Raw genomic sequence first — 15,897 nt, 5'->3', positions numbered from 1 at the left:
ACACTCGTTTCGGCGGAGCATACTGGGCGTGACATGGGGCGACTATCTGGTGTTGGCGAAGATCGCGTATTGGGCCGCCGCACGTTGGTGGGCGTCCAGAAGCTGGCTGCTGCTGACGATTCCGACGTATTCGTTGTAGGCGAGTAGACAGCTGAAGCGTTTCACGGAGTCTGTCGGGCGGTTCTCGACGCAGGTGGTGTCGGGGACCTTGGGGGCGGGGTCAGCGCCTAGTCTGACCTGCCAAGGGAAGAGCTTTTCCGAGACGGCGCGATCGGCGGATTCGGGGTCGGGAGTGCGGATCACGATGGTGCCCGCGGCGATGGCGATCTGTTCGGCGTTCATGGCGGTGAGTTGTTTGTCGACATAAGCGCGGTCGCGGGGGAGCAGGCGCCCTGCGGCGTAGTGGAGGGCGCCGGGTTTGCCGGTGCGCAGGTAGCCGGTACCGACGCTGTCCGGTTTGGTCGACTGGTCGGGGTTCAGGGTGCGCATGAGGAGATGGTCGGCGTCCCAGGGCAGGGTGATGACCTCTTCCTCGGTGAGCGGGGTCGTCCTGGACAGTGCCTCGATCTGCTTGGTGTAAGCCGATTCGGCGAGGGTTGTGAGTGCCGTGCGGTCGGGGGTCGGCACTGAGAGGAGCAACCCGATCACGTAGGAGCCGTGTGGCATGAACGTGCGCAGAAAGGGGGAGTCGGGTCGCCAATGCGCGCGGGCGTTGGGATGAGCGGGCAGGGTGACCGGCTGATTGCGGCCCTCCTGCAGGCCGAAGTCCGCGTCGTAGAGCTCTTCGGCGGCCGCGGTGGCGCGCTGGGAGTCGGGGAATTGCAGGACGACCGTGTTGCCGGTGAACTTGTTGCTCGGGTCCTTCGACGGCCAGTCGAACGAGGTGATGCTTTTGTCGATCGAAGCGCCGCCGACTTCGAAGCCGTAGAGGAGCTTGTGTCGCACCGCGATATCGCCGGCTCCTCTGCCGAGCCAGCTGGGGACCACCGACCGCCATGCGGTGGCCGCGGAGGTGCCGTAGATCAGTTCGGAAGAGATGTCGCCCGGGCTGATCACGTAGTCGGCCAGGCGCAGCGCCGCTACCTCGTACATCTCGTAGAAGGGCAGTACCGGATCGTCGTCGTGAGCATTGAGCGGTTCGATGGGGTAGGAGCCGGTGTCGAGGGCTCGAATGTCGGTTTCGCCGGGAACCGGCGTGCCCGACAGCGCGGAGCTGCACGCGGTCAGAACCGCGGCCACGGCAGCGGCCAGGATGGCGTAGCGGATTCTCATTTCGCGTTCACCAACAATGCGTATTGGGCGGAGATTCGCTGCTGTGCGTCGAGGAGTTGGTGCGACCAGACGTAGGCCGCGTAGCGGTCGTAGGACACCGAGCAGTAGAAGCGGATCGCGAGCTTTTGCCGACCGATGTATTCCTTGCACAGGGCACTCGGCAGATTCTTCGGTGGGGCGGAGGCGGTGAATTTGCGGGTGAGGCCGCCGAGTTCGTCGCGCACGCCGTTGGCGCCCGCGATATCGCGCGCTCGGTACACATCGGCGCCGTCATTGGCGTAGAGGTCTACGCCGTAGTCGTCGATCATTTTCGTGGTGCTCACCGGGTCGGAGAGGAAGTGGCGGGCGGTGCGGCCCGCGTAGACGCCGGGTGGGTTGATCCACGAATCCTCGCGGGGGCGCGGTGCGGTGCGGCCGAGCATGCCGTCGCGGTCGCGTTGCAGGCTCGTCAGGTCGGTGCTGGGCGTGGGGATGAACTTCGCGACAGAGGGGACGATCGTGTCGAGGCTCTTGCGGGTGAGGTCGAGCAGGGCCTGTTTGTCGACCTTCTCCAGGTAGATCTTCAGATAGTCGTAGAACCAGGTGTAGATCACCAAATGGCCGGTGGCGAACCAGGAGCCGATCGACTGCTGGTCGGGCTGCCAGTGCGCGTTCGCCGCGGGGTAGCCGGGGATCTCGATGCGCTGATTGTTCGGGGCGTAGCCGAAATCGAGTTTTTCCAGCTCGGTGGCGGCGGTCGCGGCCTTCTGCGCGTCGGGAAAGATCATCACCGCGTTGACCATGTCGATGCCCATATTCTGTGGCTCGGTCGCGGCCGAGCTCACGAAACCGCCGATGAAATCAGGGGCGACCTCGGCGAAACGGTCGACGGCCATGATCTTGCCCAGCGAGGCCTCGGCGTCGAGGAAGACAGAGGCGATCGATGGGTTGGTGTGGATGAACCGCGGATCGATGTCGGCGGGCGTCGGCACGTAGTCACCGAGGCGTTCGGCCTCGATGAATCGGCCCTGGTCCAGGTTCGCGACCGTGCCGACCTGGCGGGGTTCGGTCGGATAATTGCCGACGTCGAGCGTGGCGAGGTCGACGGGGGCGTCGGTGGCGGTGATCGCGTCGGGACCACCGCAGGCGGCGACACTGGTCAACAGCGTGGTCGCCAGGACGCAGACGACTTTCGTGACGCGCAACGCGATCATTCCTCCCCGAAACGATTGTCGGCGAGATCCTACGTCACCGCCTTCGGGAAGTGGGGCCGGGCGAACCTACAGGCTGTTGGCCAGCAGGGCGTACTGGGCGGTGATCTTCTGGCGGACCTCGGGCTCGCCGTCGGCGCTGACCATGGCGAGATAGCGCTTGTAGGCGACATAGCACCGGTAGACGTAGTCGTCTTCCTTGTTGCCGTTGTCGTTGAGTTTCAGACAGGTCGCGGTGGGGACGTCGGCGGGGGCGGTGATCGGGTCGTAGTTGCCCGCCGAGTCGATGAGGCCTTGCATGAGGGAATGGGCGGCGGACTGGTCGCGTACCCGGGTGATGGCGCCGCCTTCGACGACCGCGTGGGCGTCGACTCCAGTTGCGGTGACGAGGTTTTGGCGGGTGGTGAGGTCGGCTGCCTTGTTGATGAGGTGTTCTGGGGCGTAGGAGGCGAAGGTGTACTGGCCGGGCCGCATGGCGGAACGGTCGTCGACGACGGCGCGGGCCAGCAGTCCGGCGGGGTCGACGGGCAGGTCGGCGATCTTCGCGGTGGGCGTGGGGTCGAACTTCGCGAGTTGGGCGAGTTCGGCGGCGAGGTTCGTGTCGATCCACGCGGTGAGGTCGGCCGCGTCGGCACGGGGGCGCTGGATGAACAGCGAGATCACGAACTCTTTGTGGGCGAGAAAGGCGCCGATGGTCGGCACGCCGGGGCGCCAATGGAGGTACGCGTCGGGGTATTCGGTGGAGGCGAGTTTGCGGTTGTCAGGGGAGACGGCCAGGTCGACGTCCTCGAGTTCGCGCGCGGCGAGGGCGGCGGCGGCCGCGGTGGGGAAACGGAACAGTGCCGTGGTCAGGGCGGTCGCGTCGGGGCCGGGACGGGTCTCGCCGTCGGGGTCGGCCTGGTCGGCGCCGAGCGCGACATAGCCGGTGACGAATTTGTGTTTCTCCAGAACAGGTCTGGACACGTTCGCGACGAAATCCAATGCGCGTTCGACATCGGGCACGACCACCCCGCCGCGTCCGTGCGACAGCGACGGATCGATCCGCACCGCGGGCACCACGGCCGCCGACATCCGCGCACCCTCGACCAGCGCGCCCTTGTCGCCCGCGGTGTCGGTATAGGTGTGCCGATCGGTGGCGAAGGTCCCGGTCTCCAGACCTCGCACATCGGGTTCGCCTGGGACGGGTGTGCCGCTGACAGCGCAGCCGGTGAGGGCGACGAGGGCCCCGGCCAGGGCGAGCGCGACGGAAATTCTGGTCGAACCGATCATCAGGTACCCCTCGATGTTCCTCCCACAACACCTATGAAGTTACCGGACCGAACCCGCCCAGGGGGACCGATGTGGGGTGCTTGCCATACTCTGGACGGCATGGCGACCCTCCTGCTGTGCGGTTCCGGTGGAGGCCGATACCTGTGAGGGATCGGCAGGTCGAAGTGGTGCTCGGAAGTCACGCGGTCGCGCGGGTCGCGGGCGCCGTGATCGTGGTCGCCCATCGCGGGCCGGGCAAGCTCACGCCCGTCGATACCGCGGCGATCGCGCTGGAATCGTTGGCGGAGTTGGTGCGTGACGCGCACGAGCAGGCGCCGTCGGGCCCGGGTTCGGTGGTGGCGCGCGAGGCGACCCGCTGGCTGATGAAGTACGCCGAGCAGATCTCGCCCGGTGTGCCGATCGATTTCGGGGTGCTCTCGGCCGCCGACAACGGTGGCGTGGCGATCTTCCTGCACGGTTCGGTGACGGCGGTGCTCGCCGATGAGCGGGGGCCGGAGTACTACCGCGGTAGTGACGCGGCTTTCACCGTCGACCGGGTGGCCTCCGAGCCCGCGAAGGCGGTCGCGCTGTTCGTCGACGACGCCAAGGGGCGCATCCCGGATCTGCCGCCGGAACGCGGAATCGGTTGGCTGGTCGAAGGAATCGCACAGGCGGGCGGGGCCGTGATGTGGTCCAACGACGTGCGCAGCCACCTGCGAACCGCGGAACCGGTGGGCCACACCCGACGGCCCCCACTGCCCACCGCGCGCATCGATCGGGAACCGCAAGCGCCACAACCTGATTCGAGGCCGGCCGAGCGGCCCGCGACGGGGATGCAGCCCGCGACCTCGATGCTGGACGCCGTCACCGGCACCGCGCACGGCACCGTCGACACCCCCATCGCCGACCCACACACCGCCGAAACGCGGACCGCAGGAACCAATCCCGCGCCCGAACCCGATCCCGACCTGCAGCGCAGGTTGGAGACCACGGCCAAGTCGACGGTGCTCGCGGTGAAGGTGATGGGATTCAAGTGCGCGCGTGCGCATCCCAGCGATCCCCGCTCGGCGTTCTGCACGGTGTGCGGCATGCCGGTCGACCAAACGCAGGCGCTCGCCGAGGTGGTCCGCCCGCCGCTCGGCATGCTGGTGCTCGACGACGGCATGACCTACCTGATGGCCGCCGACGCGGTGATCGGGCGCGACCCGGAGAACTCCGAAGCCGCCCTGCGTGGCCTCATCCCGCTGCGCATCGACGACACCTCCGGTGGCATGTCACGCGCGCATGCCGAAGTGCACCTGGTGAATTGGGACGTGCAGCTCATCGATCGCGGTTCCACCAACGGAACCCGCAGCAGGCACCCCGGCTATCGCGACTGGGTGCGGCTCACGCCGAACCAGCCGATGGTGCTCGTCCCCGGCACCGAGGTCATGATCGGCAACCGGGTCCTGCGCTACGAACCGGCCGCGCCACCGCCGTTCGGCTAGGAATACCTGGACAGGCACGTGGTTTCGCCGTTGAGGACGCCTGCGCGGAAGGCGTCGACGCGGGAGAATCCGCTGGGGACCGTGTTGCCCTCGGCGTCGCTGGCGGCCAGTCCGTCGGTGAGCAGACCCGAGACCGCTTCGTCGAGGTCGCCCGCGGAGAGCTGGATGTCGCCTTGGCTGACGGGACGGTCGGATCGGGCGAGTGCGCCGGTGACCACTCCGGACAGGCAGGCCGCGCGCAGACCGGTCTTCGCGCCGGTCAGCTGCTGGCCGTGACTGCGCTGTACGGCGAGGGTGTAGCGGGAGATGAACACCACGTAGCCGTTGTAGTCGCCGCTGACCTTCACCGGCAGCGGGCCGTCGTCGTCGGTATCGATGGCGCCGCGCTCGGCCAGGCCGGGCACGTTGGTGGCGATGGTGTTCTTGGCGGGGCAGTAGGTGACCGGGTCGGTGACCGCGCCGTCCTTACAGTCGATGCGCGACCCCGCGTAGTCATAGGTCGGGGCGTCCCGCACCGGCAGGATCGCCTGCAGCGCCTTGCTCAGCTCGACGAGGTTTTCCTTGGAGACGGGGTATTCGCCGCGGCCACTGTCACCGGAGAAGCTCTGCGGGAGGCTGCCACGGCGTGAGTCGATCTCGTTCTCATCGATGCCCTTGCAGCCGCGCGGTCCGTCGGTGAACCCGATCTGCACGGCGGTGACGCGCTCGAAGGCCGAGCCGTGCACGCTCTCCGGGTCGTCGGGATCGGAGTCGCGAATCGAGACAGTCGCGGCGAGAACGGAATTCAGGCCGTCGGAGGTGTTGATCGTGAAGTGCTCAGATTTGCCCTCGGCGACGTGGCGCATGAACGCGCCCGCGAAGCAGTCGGCCTGCTGTTCCTTCACCAGGACCGGCGTCTTCTTGGTGACCATCTTGGCCATGGTCTGGATGGCGTGGCCGTATTCGTGGGCGAGCACCATCACCACCGACATCGTGCCGAAGGTCTCGCTCATGGTCGGCAGCAGCATCTCGCGGTCCCAGCCGATGGAGTTGTCGCTGCGGCAGTAGGCGGCATTCACCAGGTGGTAGGTGGTTTCGGAGCAGAATTCGACCGACTGGCCGCGGGGCGCGCGCGCGTTCCAGGAGATCAGTTTCTCGACCGGGTCGAAGGTCTCACCGGGGAATTCGGTGCCGAAGCCGGCCTGCCAGTAGGACTGGATGTCGTCGATCGCGTTGAGCGCCAGGGTGTCCACCTCGCCACCGTCGCCGTTGGACGCGGTGAGCGCCGAATCGGGGACGCCGGGACGTGGCCCGTTCGGCCCGCCGGTGGTCGGCAGCCCCGCCACCTGGAACGGATCGTCGTAGATCGAGACCCCGTGACCGTCGATCGCCCGCGTGCAACCCACCCCCATCAACGCACATAGCGCCACGGAAATCGCAATGAACACTTGGGCTTTCGGCATCGGTCCCCCTGGTCAGCCGGATACACGTGCAGGTAGATCGCCGGATCGCCGAATGAAGCCGTCTCGGGGGCACCGCCGATGTCCGGGCGATGGCATAGTATCCGCTCCATGTCTTCACCGGGGGCGCAGACCATCACCGTGCGCCATGATGGAACCGAACGAGTCTTCGAAGCGAGTCAGCAGATCACCATGGGCCGCGCGCCCGAGGTCACCCTGTTCGTGGACAGTCCGCTGGTCTCGCGTGTGCACGCGACTCTGCGATTCAGCAACGGCGCCTGGGTACTCGCCGACAACGGGAGCACGAACGGGGTGTTCGTCGACGCGCGCAGGCTGAACCAGCCCGTGTCGATCGACCGGCCCACTCAGGTGCGTCTGGGTGACGCTATCACCGGGCCGCTGCTGCACCTGGTCCCCGCGGCGCCTGGGGTGCGCCACGCGGCGACCATGGTCGCGCCGCCCTCGCAGCCGCACCAGCAACAGCCCCATCAGCAACAGCCTCGTCCGCAGCAGCCCTACCCCGGCTACCAGCCGCCGTCGCGCCCACCGCAACCGCAGTACGTGCCCACCTCGCAACTGCCCGCGCAGCCGCAGGACAACATCAATATGACCCGCCGCGCCGACTCGTCGATGCTGCCGCCGGTCCGCAAGGCCGCCTCGACCGAACCGGTCGCGCGCGGTGACCGCGTTCCGCCCGGTGGCCTGAGCATCGGCCGCACCTCGGACAACCAGATCGTGGTGAACGATCCGCTGGCCTCGCGTGCGCACGCGAAGCTGATGTCCGCGCCCGAGGGGTTGGTGATCGAGGACCTCGGGTCGGCCAACGGCACCTTCGTCAACGGTCACCGCCAGCAGCGCGTTGTGCTGCGCGAGCGCGACATCGTCACCATCGGCAACATCGACTTCGTCGTCACCCAGGGCGCGCTGGCGCACCGGCAGAAGCCGGTCGCCGAGCAGGGACTGTCGGTGCACGGGGTCGGGTTCACGGTCGAGAACAACAAGCAACTGCTCGTCGATGTGAACATGACGGCCGGGCGTGGGACGTTGACCGCGCTGATCGGGCCGTCGGGCGCGGGCAAGTCGACGCTGTCGAAGTTGATCGCGGGCAATACCCATCCCTCCGGCGGCGTGGTGACCTTCGAGGGTCGCAATCTGCACGCCGAGTACGAGGCGCTGCGTTCGCGCATCGGCATGGTGCCGCAGGACGACGTGCTGCACCGGCAGCTCACCGTGCGCCAGGCGCTCGGCTTCGCGGCCGAGCTGCGGCTGCCGCCGGATACCACCAAGGTCGACCGGCGCAAGGTGATCGACGGTGTGCTGGAAGAGCTTTCGCTCACCCAGCACGCCGATACCAGGGTGGACCGGCTCTCCGGTGGTCAGCGCAAGCGCGCGTCGGTGGCGATGGAACTGCTCACCGGTCCGTCGCTGCTGATCCTCGACGAGCCGACCTCGGGCCTGGATCCGGCCCTGGATCGGCAGGTCATGCAGATGTTGCGCGAGCTGGCCGATGCCGGTCGCGTGGTGATCGTGGTGACGCACTCGGTGGCCTGCCTGGATATGTGTGACCAGGTGGTGCTGCTGGCGCCCGGCGGTAAGACGGCGTTCGCCGGTCATCCGGGCGGTGTCGGTGCGGCGATGGGAACTAGCGACTGGGCGGAGATCTTCGCCAATGTCGCGGCGAATCCTGATCAGGCCTTCGCGGCGTATAGGTCGAGGCAGGCGTACGTGCCGCCACCGCCGCCCGCGCAGCCGAACCGCGGCAACGTGGGCGCGCCGCCGCAGTCGAGCGCGATGCGGCAGTTCAGCACCTTGTCTCGCAGGCAGTTGCGGTTGATCTTCTCCGACCGTGGATATCTGATCTTCCTGGTGGTGCTGCCGTTCATCCTCGGTGCGTTGTCGCTGGTGGTGCCGGGTAGTGACGGGTTCACGGAGGGCGCGCTGGTGCAGCTGCCCGACGGTTCGTTCGGGCGGGAAAGCGGTGGTGAGGCCCAGCAGTTGCTGGTGGTGCTCATCCTCGGCGCGTGCTTCATGGGCGCCACGCTCAGCGTGCGCGACCTGGTCGGTGAACGATCGATCTTCCAGCGCGAGCGCGCGGTCGGCCTGCTGCCCTCGGCGTATCTGATGGCCAAGATCGTCGTGTTCAGCGTGACCGCGTTCCTGCAGTCGGCGGTGCTGATCGGGATCACCTTCCTCGGCAAGAAGGCCCCGGGCGCCGGTGCGCTGATCCCGAACGGCAGCGTCGAGCTGTATTTCGATATCGCGATGACCGCGGTGTGCTGTGTGGTGTTCGGCCTGCTGATGTCGAGCCTGGCCAAGTCCAACGAGCAGGTCATGCCGATGCTCGTGGTGATGATCATGGTGCAGTTGGTGATGGCGGGCGGCCTGATTCCGGTGACCGACCGGGTCGGCCTCGAACAGATCTCGTACCTGTTCCCCTCGCGCTGGGGTTATGCGGCGGGGGCGTCGACGGTCGATCTGAAGACGCTGGTCTTCGGCTCGCAGGAAGATGTGCTGTGGGACCACACCGTCGGCATCTGGCTTCTCGACATCGCGATGCTCATCGTGATCACCTCGATCCTCGCCCTGATCACCTGGAGCCGACTCCGGCTGAAGAAGTCACAGGCATGATCGGCCAGGTCAACACCATTTCGGCGGGCAAGATGCGCGTGTCTGTCGCCGACCGGGCACACTTGAGCCTGTGACCGTTCGAGTTGGGGCCCTTCATCTCGGGTGGGACGTGGTGTCCGTGGCCGCCGGTGGCGGCGTGACCCCGATCCGCCCGGTACAGGTCGAGGGCACCTACACCCCGCCCGCCTACCTGCTCGCCGATGCCGCGGGCAGGTTGCACACCGCCGGTGTCGACCGGCAGCGACCGGATCTGGGGATGGCGATCGCCGATGTGCGCGACATCCTCGGCCACCCGCAGATCGTGATCGCCGGTGCCACCTGGCCCGCCGAGCTCGTCTTCCGGGCCCGGCTCTACAACCCACTGGCCGCGATCGGCAAGTACCTGCAGGGCAAGCCGCAACTGGTCGCGCTGCCGTATCCGGACAGCTGGCCGGAGGACAAGGTCGACGTCTACGCGGCGCTCGTCGAACAGCTCGACGTGGTCGTGGAACCACTGCCCGAGAGTGTCGCGCTCTCGGGCTATGTGCGCGCTCTCGGTCTGGTCTCCCCGCCGAGTGAGCGGCATCGCACCGGCGTCGGCGCCACCGGGATCTACTCCGACGGGCGCTCGCTGCTGGTGGTCGCGGTGCACGGCGACGACGAGCAGCCGACCGAATCGACGGAGGTCGCGGTCACCGCCGAGGCGCTGCGCGACGCCCGCACGGCCGACAACGTGGTGATCGAGGCGATGGCCGCGGCCCGCTCGATCGGCGCCGACACCTCGACGGTGCTGCTCGCGGGCAATGTCTGCTTCAACGACGCCCTGCGCCTCGCCTTCCAGAATCACCTCGGCCAGCGGCTGCACGTGGCCGACCATCCGATGCACGCGCTGGTCCTCGGTGCCGCGCATCTGCTGGTCACCGAGCCCGACCCCGACGATGAGGAGGACGACTATCCGGCCTCCGGACATCCTGGTCAGGCGGTCGCCGCGCAGGTCGGGTGGGGTGCGCAACCCACGGCACCGCCGACAGCGCAACCGCCCGGGCCCGCCGGCTTCGTCGCCGGTCCGCCCGCCGCGCAACCGCCGCCTTCCGGTCCACCCGCTCGTGCACCGCGGCACGCGCTCGAACACGACGATGCCGAGGACGACGACCGCCGCGGCAAACTGCTCGGCAAGGTGAAGAAGGGCTTCTTCGGCACCCCGGCTGTGGTCGGCGCGCTGGCGTTGGTCGCCTTCCAGCCGGAGCCCGCCGTCGCCTCGGCCGCCGAACCGGTGAGCTGCGCGTTCACCCCGTACACGAACACGGTCCCGCGCGAGGGCATCGAGACAGCAGACGGCTCGCTCGTCGACGATCCCGCCTGCGTCACGCCCGGCATCGACACCCTGCGCTACCTGATTCCCGGCCCCGCGCGTGCGACCGACCCCGGTCCGCCGGTAGTGATCTAGCACCACGGGCCGGTATCGGCGGTGGTCTTGGCGTCGGTGGTCGTCGGCATCGCCCGATGGTGGCTCGGTGATGCGTGGCTGGTATCGTTGCCCGTTGGCGTGTGGAACGTCGAACCGTTCGCGGATCGGCGTCTCCTCGATGTCCTGGGTCTCCACCGGCCGCCAGGACAGCCTCGATCCACACATCAGTGGCCGGCAACACCGACGACAGACAGGGAACCACTGTGCCTACGTACAGCCCCAAGGCGGGTGACGTCACCCGCAAGTGGTACGTCATCGACGCCACTGACGTAGTCCTCGGCCGTCTCGCCGTGCAGGCCGCTGGCCTGCTGCGCGGCAAGGGCAAGCCGACCTACGCACCCCACGTCGATGGTGGCGATTTCGTCATCATCATCAACGCGGAAAAGGTTGCCATCTCCGGCAACAAGAAGAACGACAAGCTCATCCACCACCACAGCGGACACCCGGGCGGCCTCAAGTCGCGCACTGTCGGCGAGGTGTTGGCGACCCGTCCCGATCGTCTGGTGGAGAAGGCCGTCAAGGGCATGATCCCGAAGAACAAGCTGGGTAACGCGATCGCGGGCAAGCTGAAGGTCTACGCAGGCCCGAACCACCCCCACGCCGCGCAGCAGCCGGTTCCGTTCGAGATCAAGCAGGTGGCCCAGTGACCGCTCCTGAAGAGTTCGCAGCCGAAGAGTTCGACGCCACCGATGAGGTCGTAGTCGAGATCGTCGAAGACGGCGAAGCCTACGACGACGGCGAGTACGTCGAGGAAGAGCTCGCTTTCGAGCCGCTCTCCATCGACCGCCCGGTGCAGACCGTCGGCCGTCGTAAGGAAGCCGTCGTTCGCGTTCGCATGGTGCCCGGCACCGGCAAGTTCGAACTGAACGGCCGCACCATCGAGGATTACTTCCCGAACAAGGTGCACCAGCAGCTCGTGAAGTCCCCGCTGGTCCTGGTCGAGCGTGTCGAGAACTTCGACATCTTCGCTCGCCTGGTCGGTGGCGGCCCGTCGGGTCAGGCAGGCGCCCTGCGTCTTGGTATCGCCCGTGCGCTGATCGTGGTCACCCCGGACGACCGTCCTGCCCTCAAGAAGGCCGGCTTCCTGACTCGTGACCCGCGTGCCACCGAGCGTAAGAAGTACGGCCTGAAGAAGGCCCGTAAGGCGCCTCAGTACTCGAAGCGCTGATTTACGCACTGTCGGTCATCGGCTTTCGCATACGCTAGGTATGCTCCCCGCGCGAGTGGGGATGAGCCTGATCGGCGGAGCGTGTGTGCGAGGGCAGGCTTCCAGCACCGCTGGTTGCCTGCTCTCGTGCTGTATTCGGGGACCTACGACTGGTAGAGGGTTTTTATGGGACGGCTATTCGGCACAGACGGTGTTCGCGGGCTCGCCAACGAGTCGCTGAGCCCGGAACTGGCGATGCGCGTCGCCGCCGCGGCGGCACAGGTGCTCTCGCGCGGCAGGAAGCGCCCGGTAGCGGTGCTCGGTCGCGATCCGCGCGCCAGCGGCGAGATGCTCGAGGCCGCGGTCACCGCGGGCCTGACCTCCGTCGGCGTCGATGTCCTCTCCGTCGGTGTGCTGCCCACCCCGGCCGTGGCATACCTGACCGGTCTGTACGACGCGTGCTTCGGCGTGATGATCTCCGCCTCGCACAACCCCATGCCCGACAACGGCATCAAGATCTTCGCGGCGGGCGGGCACAAGCTCGACGACGTCATCGAGGCACGGATCGAAGCCCTGATCGCCGAAGGCGTCACCGTGCGCCCGACCGGCGCGGGCATCGGCCGGGTCCGTGGCGACTACACCGTCGAGGGCACCCACGAACGCTATGTCGAGCATCTGCTCGAATCCACCAGCCAGGACCTGTCCTCGCTGACCGTCGTTGTCGACTGCGCGCACGGCGCGGGTGCCGAAGTGGCGCCGCAGGTGTATCGCGAAGCGGGCGCGACGGTGATCGCGATCAACGCCGAACCCAACGGGCTCAACATCAATGACGGTTGCGGCTCGACACATCTGGACGCTGTGCGGCGCGCGGTCCTCGCGCACGGCGCCGACCTCGGCATCGCTCTCGACGGTGATGCCGATCGTTGCCTCGCGGTGGACGCGTCGGGTGCTGTCGTCGACGGTGACGCGATCATGGCCGTGCTCGCGCTGGCGATGCGTGAGGCGGGCGAGTTGGTCGACAACACGCTCGTCGCGACCGTGATGAGCAACCTGGGCCTGCACATCGCGATGCGTGCGGCCGAGATCACCGTGATCACCGCCGCGGTCGGCGATCGGTACGTGCTCGAGGAGCTGCGGCGCGGCGGGTTCAGCCTCGGTGGCGAACAGTCCGGGCACGTGGTGTTCCCGCGGTTCGGAACCACCGGCGACGGTGTGCTCACCGGTCTGCGATTGATGGCGCGGATGGCGCAGACCAAGTCCTCGCTGGCCGCCCTCGCCTCGGTGATGACCACGGTGCCGCAGGTACTGATCAATGTCGCGGTGTCGGACAAGGGCGCTGTCGCGGCCGCTCCCGAGGTGCTCGACGCGGTGGCCGAGGCCGAGCGGATCCTGGGGGAGACCGGACGGGTTCTGTTGCGGCCCAGCGGGACCGAGCAGTTGGTGCGGGTGATGGTGGAGGCCACCGATCCCGCGCAGGCGCGGCAGTTGGCCGACGATCTGGCGAAGCGGGTCGCGGCGGTCTAGTCACCTGGCGGGTTCGGGTTCGGTACAACTAGAATCGGGATACGCCGTAAGGACCCTGTGTGCCCCTGGCGCGTGTGTGCTGCTCGGCGCAGGCGGTTATCTCGGCGCGCAGCACGATTCGAAGGGGGCCGATCATGGTTCCGCCGCTGCCTGCCCGCAACTACCAGGAGCAGTACCCGTACGAGTACGGCGAACCCGACCAGCCGCACCGCTGTGGTGGGGCCTGTGGACGACCGGGGTGCCGCGAAGTGCCGCAAGGGTATTCGCCCACGGTGCCGATTCGCGACGAAGGCTACGGCCAATACGAACCGGTCGCCGAGGCGCCTCGCACGCGCCCGTTCGCGGCGCCACGGGTGCCACGCTCACGCTCGCTCATCGCGGTGGTCGCGGTGCTCGGCGTCACCGTGGGCGCCGGATTGATCGGGGCGAAATTCGGTTCCGATATCGAACTGTTCGGCGCTTCGCAACCTGTCGTGGTGCAGCCGTTCTAGAACTGCCCGGCGACGAAACCACTGAACAGCACCGAGAATCCACCGATCTCGCCCGCGATCAGCCCATACATCGACAGCCGTAGTTCGGTGGGGATCTGCCCGTCGAACTGGTTGGTGGTGTCACGGCGCAGCCCGTGCAGGGCGTAGCTGGCGATCGCGCCCGCGAAGAACGCGAGCACGACCAGGTCGGCGGTCAGGTTGACGATCGTCGGCCAAGCGCTGAGCTCGGTGAACACCGCGAGCAGGATTCCCGCGAAGGAATACATAAGCGCGGCGCGATGCGCGATGTCGACATAGACGTGCGCCGCGCCGTGCGCCCGGATGCCGTGGTATTTCCAGACCCCGAGCAACAACGCGCTCAGAAAGATTAATCCGCTGATGAGCAGGGTGATTCGGGTATCGATACCTAATAAGTCCATGCGCCTATTCTTCGGTGAGTAGCCCACCGGACATGTGCCAACGACGGGTCGCACGAACAGAATCCAGCATTCGGCGATCGTGTGTCACCAGAATCAAAGTGCCGGTGAAGGATTCGACCGCCTGCTCGAGCTGTTCGATGGCGGCCAGGTCGAGGTGGTTGGTCGGTTCGTCGAGGACCAGCAGGTTCACACCGCGCGCCTGGAGCAGGGCGAGTGCGGCGCGGGTGCGTTCACCGGGGGACAGGGTGTCGCAGGCGCGGGTCACGTGCGGCCCGCGCAGGCCGAATTTGGCCAGCAGCGTGCGGACTTCGGCGTCGGGCCAGTCGGGCATCGCCGCGGCGAAGGTGTCGGCCAGCGCGTCGTCGCCGCGGAACAGCCCGCGGGCCTGGTCGACCTCGCCGATCTCGACACCGGAACCCAGTGCGGCGGAACCGGAATCGGGTGCGATCTTGCCGAGCAGCAGTCCGAGCAGGGTCGACTTGCCCGAACCGTTGGCGCCGGTGAGCACGATCCGGTCGGCCCAGTCGATCTGGGTGGTGATCGGGCCGAGCGTGAACTCACCGCGCGAGACCGTGGCGTTGTTGGCGGTGGCGACCACCGCGCCGCTGCGTGGGGCCGTGGCGATCTCCATCCGCAGCTCCCACTCCTTACGCGGCTCATCGACCACGTCGAGGCGTTCGATCCGGCGCTGGGTCTGGCGGGCCTTGGCGGCCTGCTTCTCGGTGGATTCCGCGCGGGTCTTGCGGCCCATCTTGTCGGAGTCGTTCTTGCCCTTGCGGCGGGCGTTGCGCACGCCGTGCTCGAGCCAGTTGCGCTGCATCTGCGCACGCGACTCCAGACCCGATTTCGTGTCGGCGAATTCGTCGTAGGCCTCGCGGGCGTGCTTGCGGGCGATCTCGCGTTCGGCGAGGTAGGCGTCGTAGCCGCCGTCGTAGAAGCCCGTTTGCTGCTGCGCCAGATCGAGTTCGAGGACGCTGTTGACGGTGCGCGCCAAGAACTCTCGATCGTGGCTGATCACCATCAGCGGTACTCGTACACCGGTGACGAACCGTTCCAGCCGGTCGAGGCCGTCGAGATCGAGGTCGTTGGTCGGCTCGTCGAGCAGCAGAATGTCGAAGCGCGACAACAACACCGAGGCCAGACCCGCGCGTGCGGCCTGACCGCCGGACAGGCCGGTCATCGGAGTATCCAGGCCGCTGGCCAAGCCTTTGGTGAGGCCAAGGTCGGCGGCGACCTCTTCGGCACGCTGATCGAGATCCGCGCCGCCCAACGCCAGCCAATGTTCCAGCGCGGGAGAATAATCGTCGTCGCCACCATCACCGAGACGTTCCGCCGCCGCGTCCATCACCTGCTGCGCGTGCGCGACTCCGGTTCGGCGCGAAAGGAATTCGAGCACCGTCTCGCCCTCGACGCGCTCCGGTTCCTGCGTCAGATAGCCGACGGTCGCGTCGGGCGGGCTCAACGCGATGGTGCCCTCGCCCGGCTCGCGCTCGGCCAGCATCCGCAGCAGCGTCGACTTGCCCGCGCCGTTCACCCCGACCAGCCCGATCACATCGCCGGGGGCGAGAGTGAAATCGAGGTCGGCGAACAGGGTCCGTTCGGCGT

At 67.5% G+C, this 15,897-nt stretch carries 13 protein-coding genes; 7 read left to right on the top strand and 6 right to left on the bottom strand.

The genetic code is table 11. The features are described 5' to 3' along the window. Nucleotides 1-42: 42 nt before the first annotated feature. The 3 genes from ACLJPD_RS19240 to ACLJPD_RS19230 form a co-directional block, all read right to left on the bottom strand. A complete protein-coding gene (locus ACLJPD_RS19240) occupies nucleotides 43-1,272 on the bottom strand; it encodes a hypothetical protein (RefSeq protein ID WP_410873778.1) in 1,230 nt (409 codons plus the stop codon). Further along, entirely contained in the window at nucleotides 1,269-2,465 is a 1,197-nt protein-coding gene (locus ACLJPD_RS19235; protein WP_410873777.1) for a hypothetical protein, read from the bottom strand. Before ACLJPD_RS19235 ends, ACLJPD_RS19240 begins: the two co-directional genes overlap by 4 nt. A gap of 66 nt (nucleotides 2,466-2,531) precedes the next feature. Continuing rightward, nucleotides 2,532-3,731 carry a hypothetical protein gene (locus tag ACLJPD_RS19230; RefSeq protein WP_410873775.1) on the bottom strand — a complete coding sequence of 400 codons (1,200 nt, stop codon included), beginning with the start codon at nucleotides 3,729-3,731 and terminating at the stop codon, nucleotides 2,532-2,534. Between the two features lie 143 nt (nucleotides 3,732-3,874). Here ACLJPD_RS19230 and ACLJPD_RS19225 point away from each other — a divergent pair, with 143 nt between their 5' ends. After that, a complete protein-coding gene (locus tag ACLJPD_RS19225; RefSeq protein WP_410873773.1) occupies nucleotides 3,875-5,197 on the top strand; it encodes an FHA domain-containing protein in 1,323 nt (440 codons plus the stop codon). Here ACLJPD_RS19225 and ACLJPD_RS19220 read toward each other — a convergent pair. Beyond that, complete coding sequence (locus ACLJPD_RS19220) at nucleotides 5,194-6,588, bottom strand: metallopeptidase (protein ID WP_410873771.1); 1,395 nt, start codon at nucleotides 6,586-6,588, stop codon at nucleotides 5,194-5,196. The genes ACLJPD_RS19225 and ACLJPD_RS19220 overlap by 4 nt on opposite strands. 159 nt (nucleotides 6,589-6,747) lie before the next feature. Here ACLJPD_RS19220 and ACLJPD_RS19215 point away from each other — a divergent pair, with 159 nt between their 5' ends. The 6 genes from ACLJPD_RS19215 (at nucleotide 6,748) to ACLJPD_RS19190 (ending at nucleotide 13,873) form a co-directional block, all read left to right on the top strand. Beyond that, nucleotides 6,748-9,264 (top strand): FHA domain-containing protein, encoded by a 2,517-nt coding sequence (locus tag ACLJPD_RS19215; protein ID WP_410873769.1) that lies wholly within the window; start codon nucleotides 6,748-6,750, stop codon nucleotides 9,262-9,264. Between the two features lie 70 nt (nucleotides 9,265-9,334). After that, nucleotides 9,335-10,690: a hypothetical protein gene (locus tag ACLJPD_RS19210; protein WP_410873768.1), complete on the top strand. Its 1,356-nt coding sequence runs from the start codon at nucleotides 9,335-9,337 to the stop codon at nucleotides 10,688-10,690. A gap of 224 nt (nucleotides 10,691-10,914) precedes the next feature. Further along, complete coding sequence (rplM, locus tag ACLJPD_RS19205) at nucleotides 10,915-11,358, top strand: 50S ribosomal protein L13 (RefSeq protein WP_101468214.1); 444 nt, start codon at nucleotides 10,915-10,917, stop codon at nucleotides 11,356-11,358. Further along, nucleotides 11,355-11,879, top strand: coding sequence for a 30S ribosomal protein S9 (gene rpsI / locus ACLJPD_RS19200; RefSeq protein WP_410873766.1), 525 nt, complete (start codon nucleotides 11,355-11,357; stop codon nucleotides 11,877-11,879). The genes rplM and rpsI overlap by 4 nt, the downstream gene beginning before the upstream one ends. A 165-nt stretch (nucleotides 11,880-12,044) precedes the next feature. Next, nucleotides 12,045-13,382, top strand: coding sequence for a phosphoglucosamine mutase (gene glmM, locus ACLJPD_RS19195; RefSeq protein ID WP_410873765.1), 1,338 nt, complete (start codon nucleotides 12,045-12,047; stop codon nucleotides 13,380-13,382). Between the two features lie 134 nt (nucleotides 13,383-13,516). Continuing rightward, a complete protein-coding gene (locus tag ACLJPD_RS19190) occupies nucleotides 13,517-13,873 on the top strand; it encodes a hypothetical protein (RefSeq protein ID WP_410873763.1) in 357 nt (118 codons plus the stop codon). On the opposite strand, the gene ACLJPD_RS19185 is transcribed toward ACLJPD_RS19190, so the two are convergent. Together ACLJPD_RS19185 and ACLJPD_RS19180 are read right to left on the bottom strand one after the other, a co-directional pair. Next, on the bottom strand, nucleotides 13,870-14,292 hold the full coding sequence (locus tag ACLJPD_RS19185; protein ID WP_410873761.1) for a hypothetical protein: 423 nt from the start codon (nucleotides 14,290-14,292) through the stop codon (nucleotides 13,870-13,872). The genes ACLJPD_RS19190 and ACLJPD_RS19185 overlap by 4 nt on opposite strands. 4 nt (nucleotides 14,293-14,296) lie before the next feature. After that, nucleotides 14,297-15,883 (bottom strand): ABC-F family ATP-binding cassette domain-containing protein, encoded by a 1,587-nt coding sequence (locus ACLJPD_RS19180; RefSeq protein ID WP_410874497.1) that lies wholly within the window; start codon nucleotides 15,881-15,883, stop codon nucleotides 14,297-14,299. Between the last annotated feature and the right edge of the window lie 14 nt (nucleotides 15,884-15,897).

It is taken from the genome of Nocardia sp. A7 (assembly GCF_046549215.1).
Taxonomy (GTDB): Bacteria; Actinomycetota; Actinomycetes; order Mycobacteriales; family Mycobacteriaceae; genus Nocardia.
This window is presented reverse-complemented; position numbering and strand designations above follow the sequence as displayed.

Bases quoted from the DNA above. Each gene is read 5' to 3' on its own strand.
- ACLJPD_RS19185 (WP_410873761.1), bottom strand. From the start codon at position 14,292: ATGGACTTATTAGGTATCGATACCCGAATCACCCTGCTCATCAGCGGA.
- ACLJPD_RS19190 (WP_410873763.1), top strand. From the start codon at position 13,517: ATGGTTCCGCCGCTGCCTGCCCGCAACTACCAGGAGCAGTACCCGTAC.
- ACLJPD_RS19215 (WP_410873769.1), top strand. From the start codon at position 6,748: ATGTCTTCACCGGGGGCGCAGACCATCACCGTGCGCCATGATGGAACC.
- glmM (WP_410873765.1), top strand. From the start codon at position 12,045: ATGGGACGGCTATTCGGCACAGACGGTGTTCGCGGGCTCGCCAACGAG.
- ACLJPD_RS19235 (WP_410873777.1), bottom strand. From the start codon at position 2,465: ATGATCGCGTTGCGCGTCACGAAAGTCGTCTGCGTCCTGGCGACCACG.
- ACLJPD_RS19240 (WP_410873778.1), bottom strand. From the start codon at position 1,272: ATGAGAATCCGCTACGCCATCCTGGCCGCTGCCGTGGCCGCGGTTCTG.
- ACLJPD_RS19220 (WP_410873771.1), bottom strand. From the start codon at position 6,588: ATGGGGGTGGGTTGCACGCGGGCGATCGACGGTCACGGGGTCTCGATC.
- ACLJPD_RS19230 (WP_410873775.1), bottom strand. From the start codon at position 3,731: ATGATCGGTTCGACCAGAATTTCCGTCGCGCTCGCCCTGGCCGGGGCC.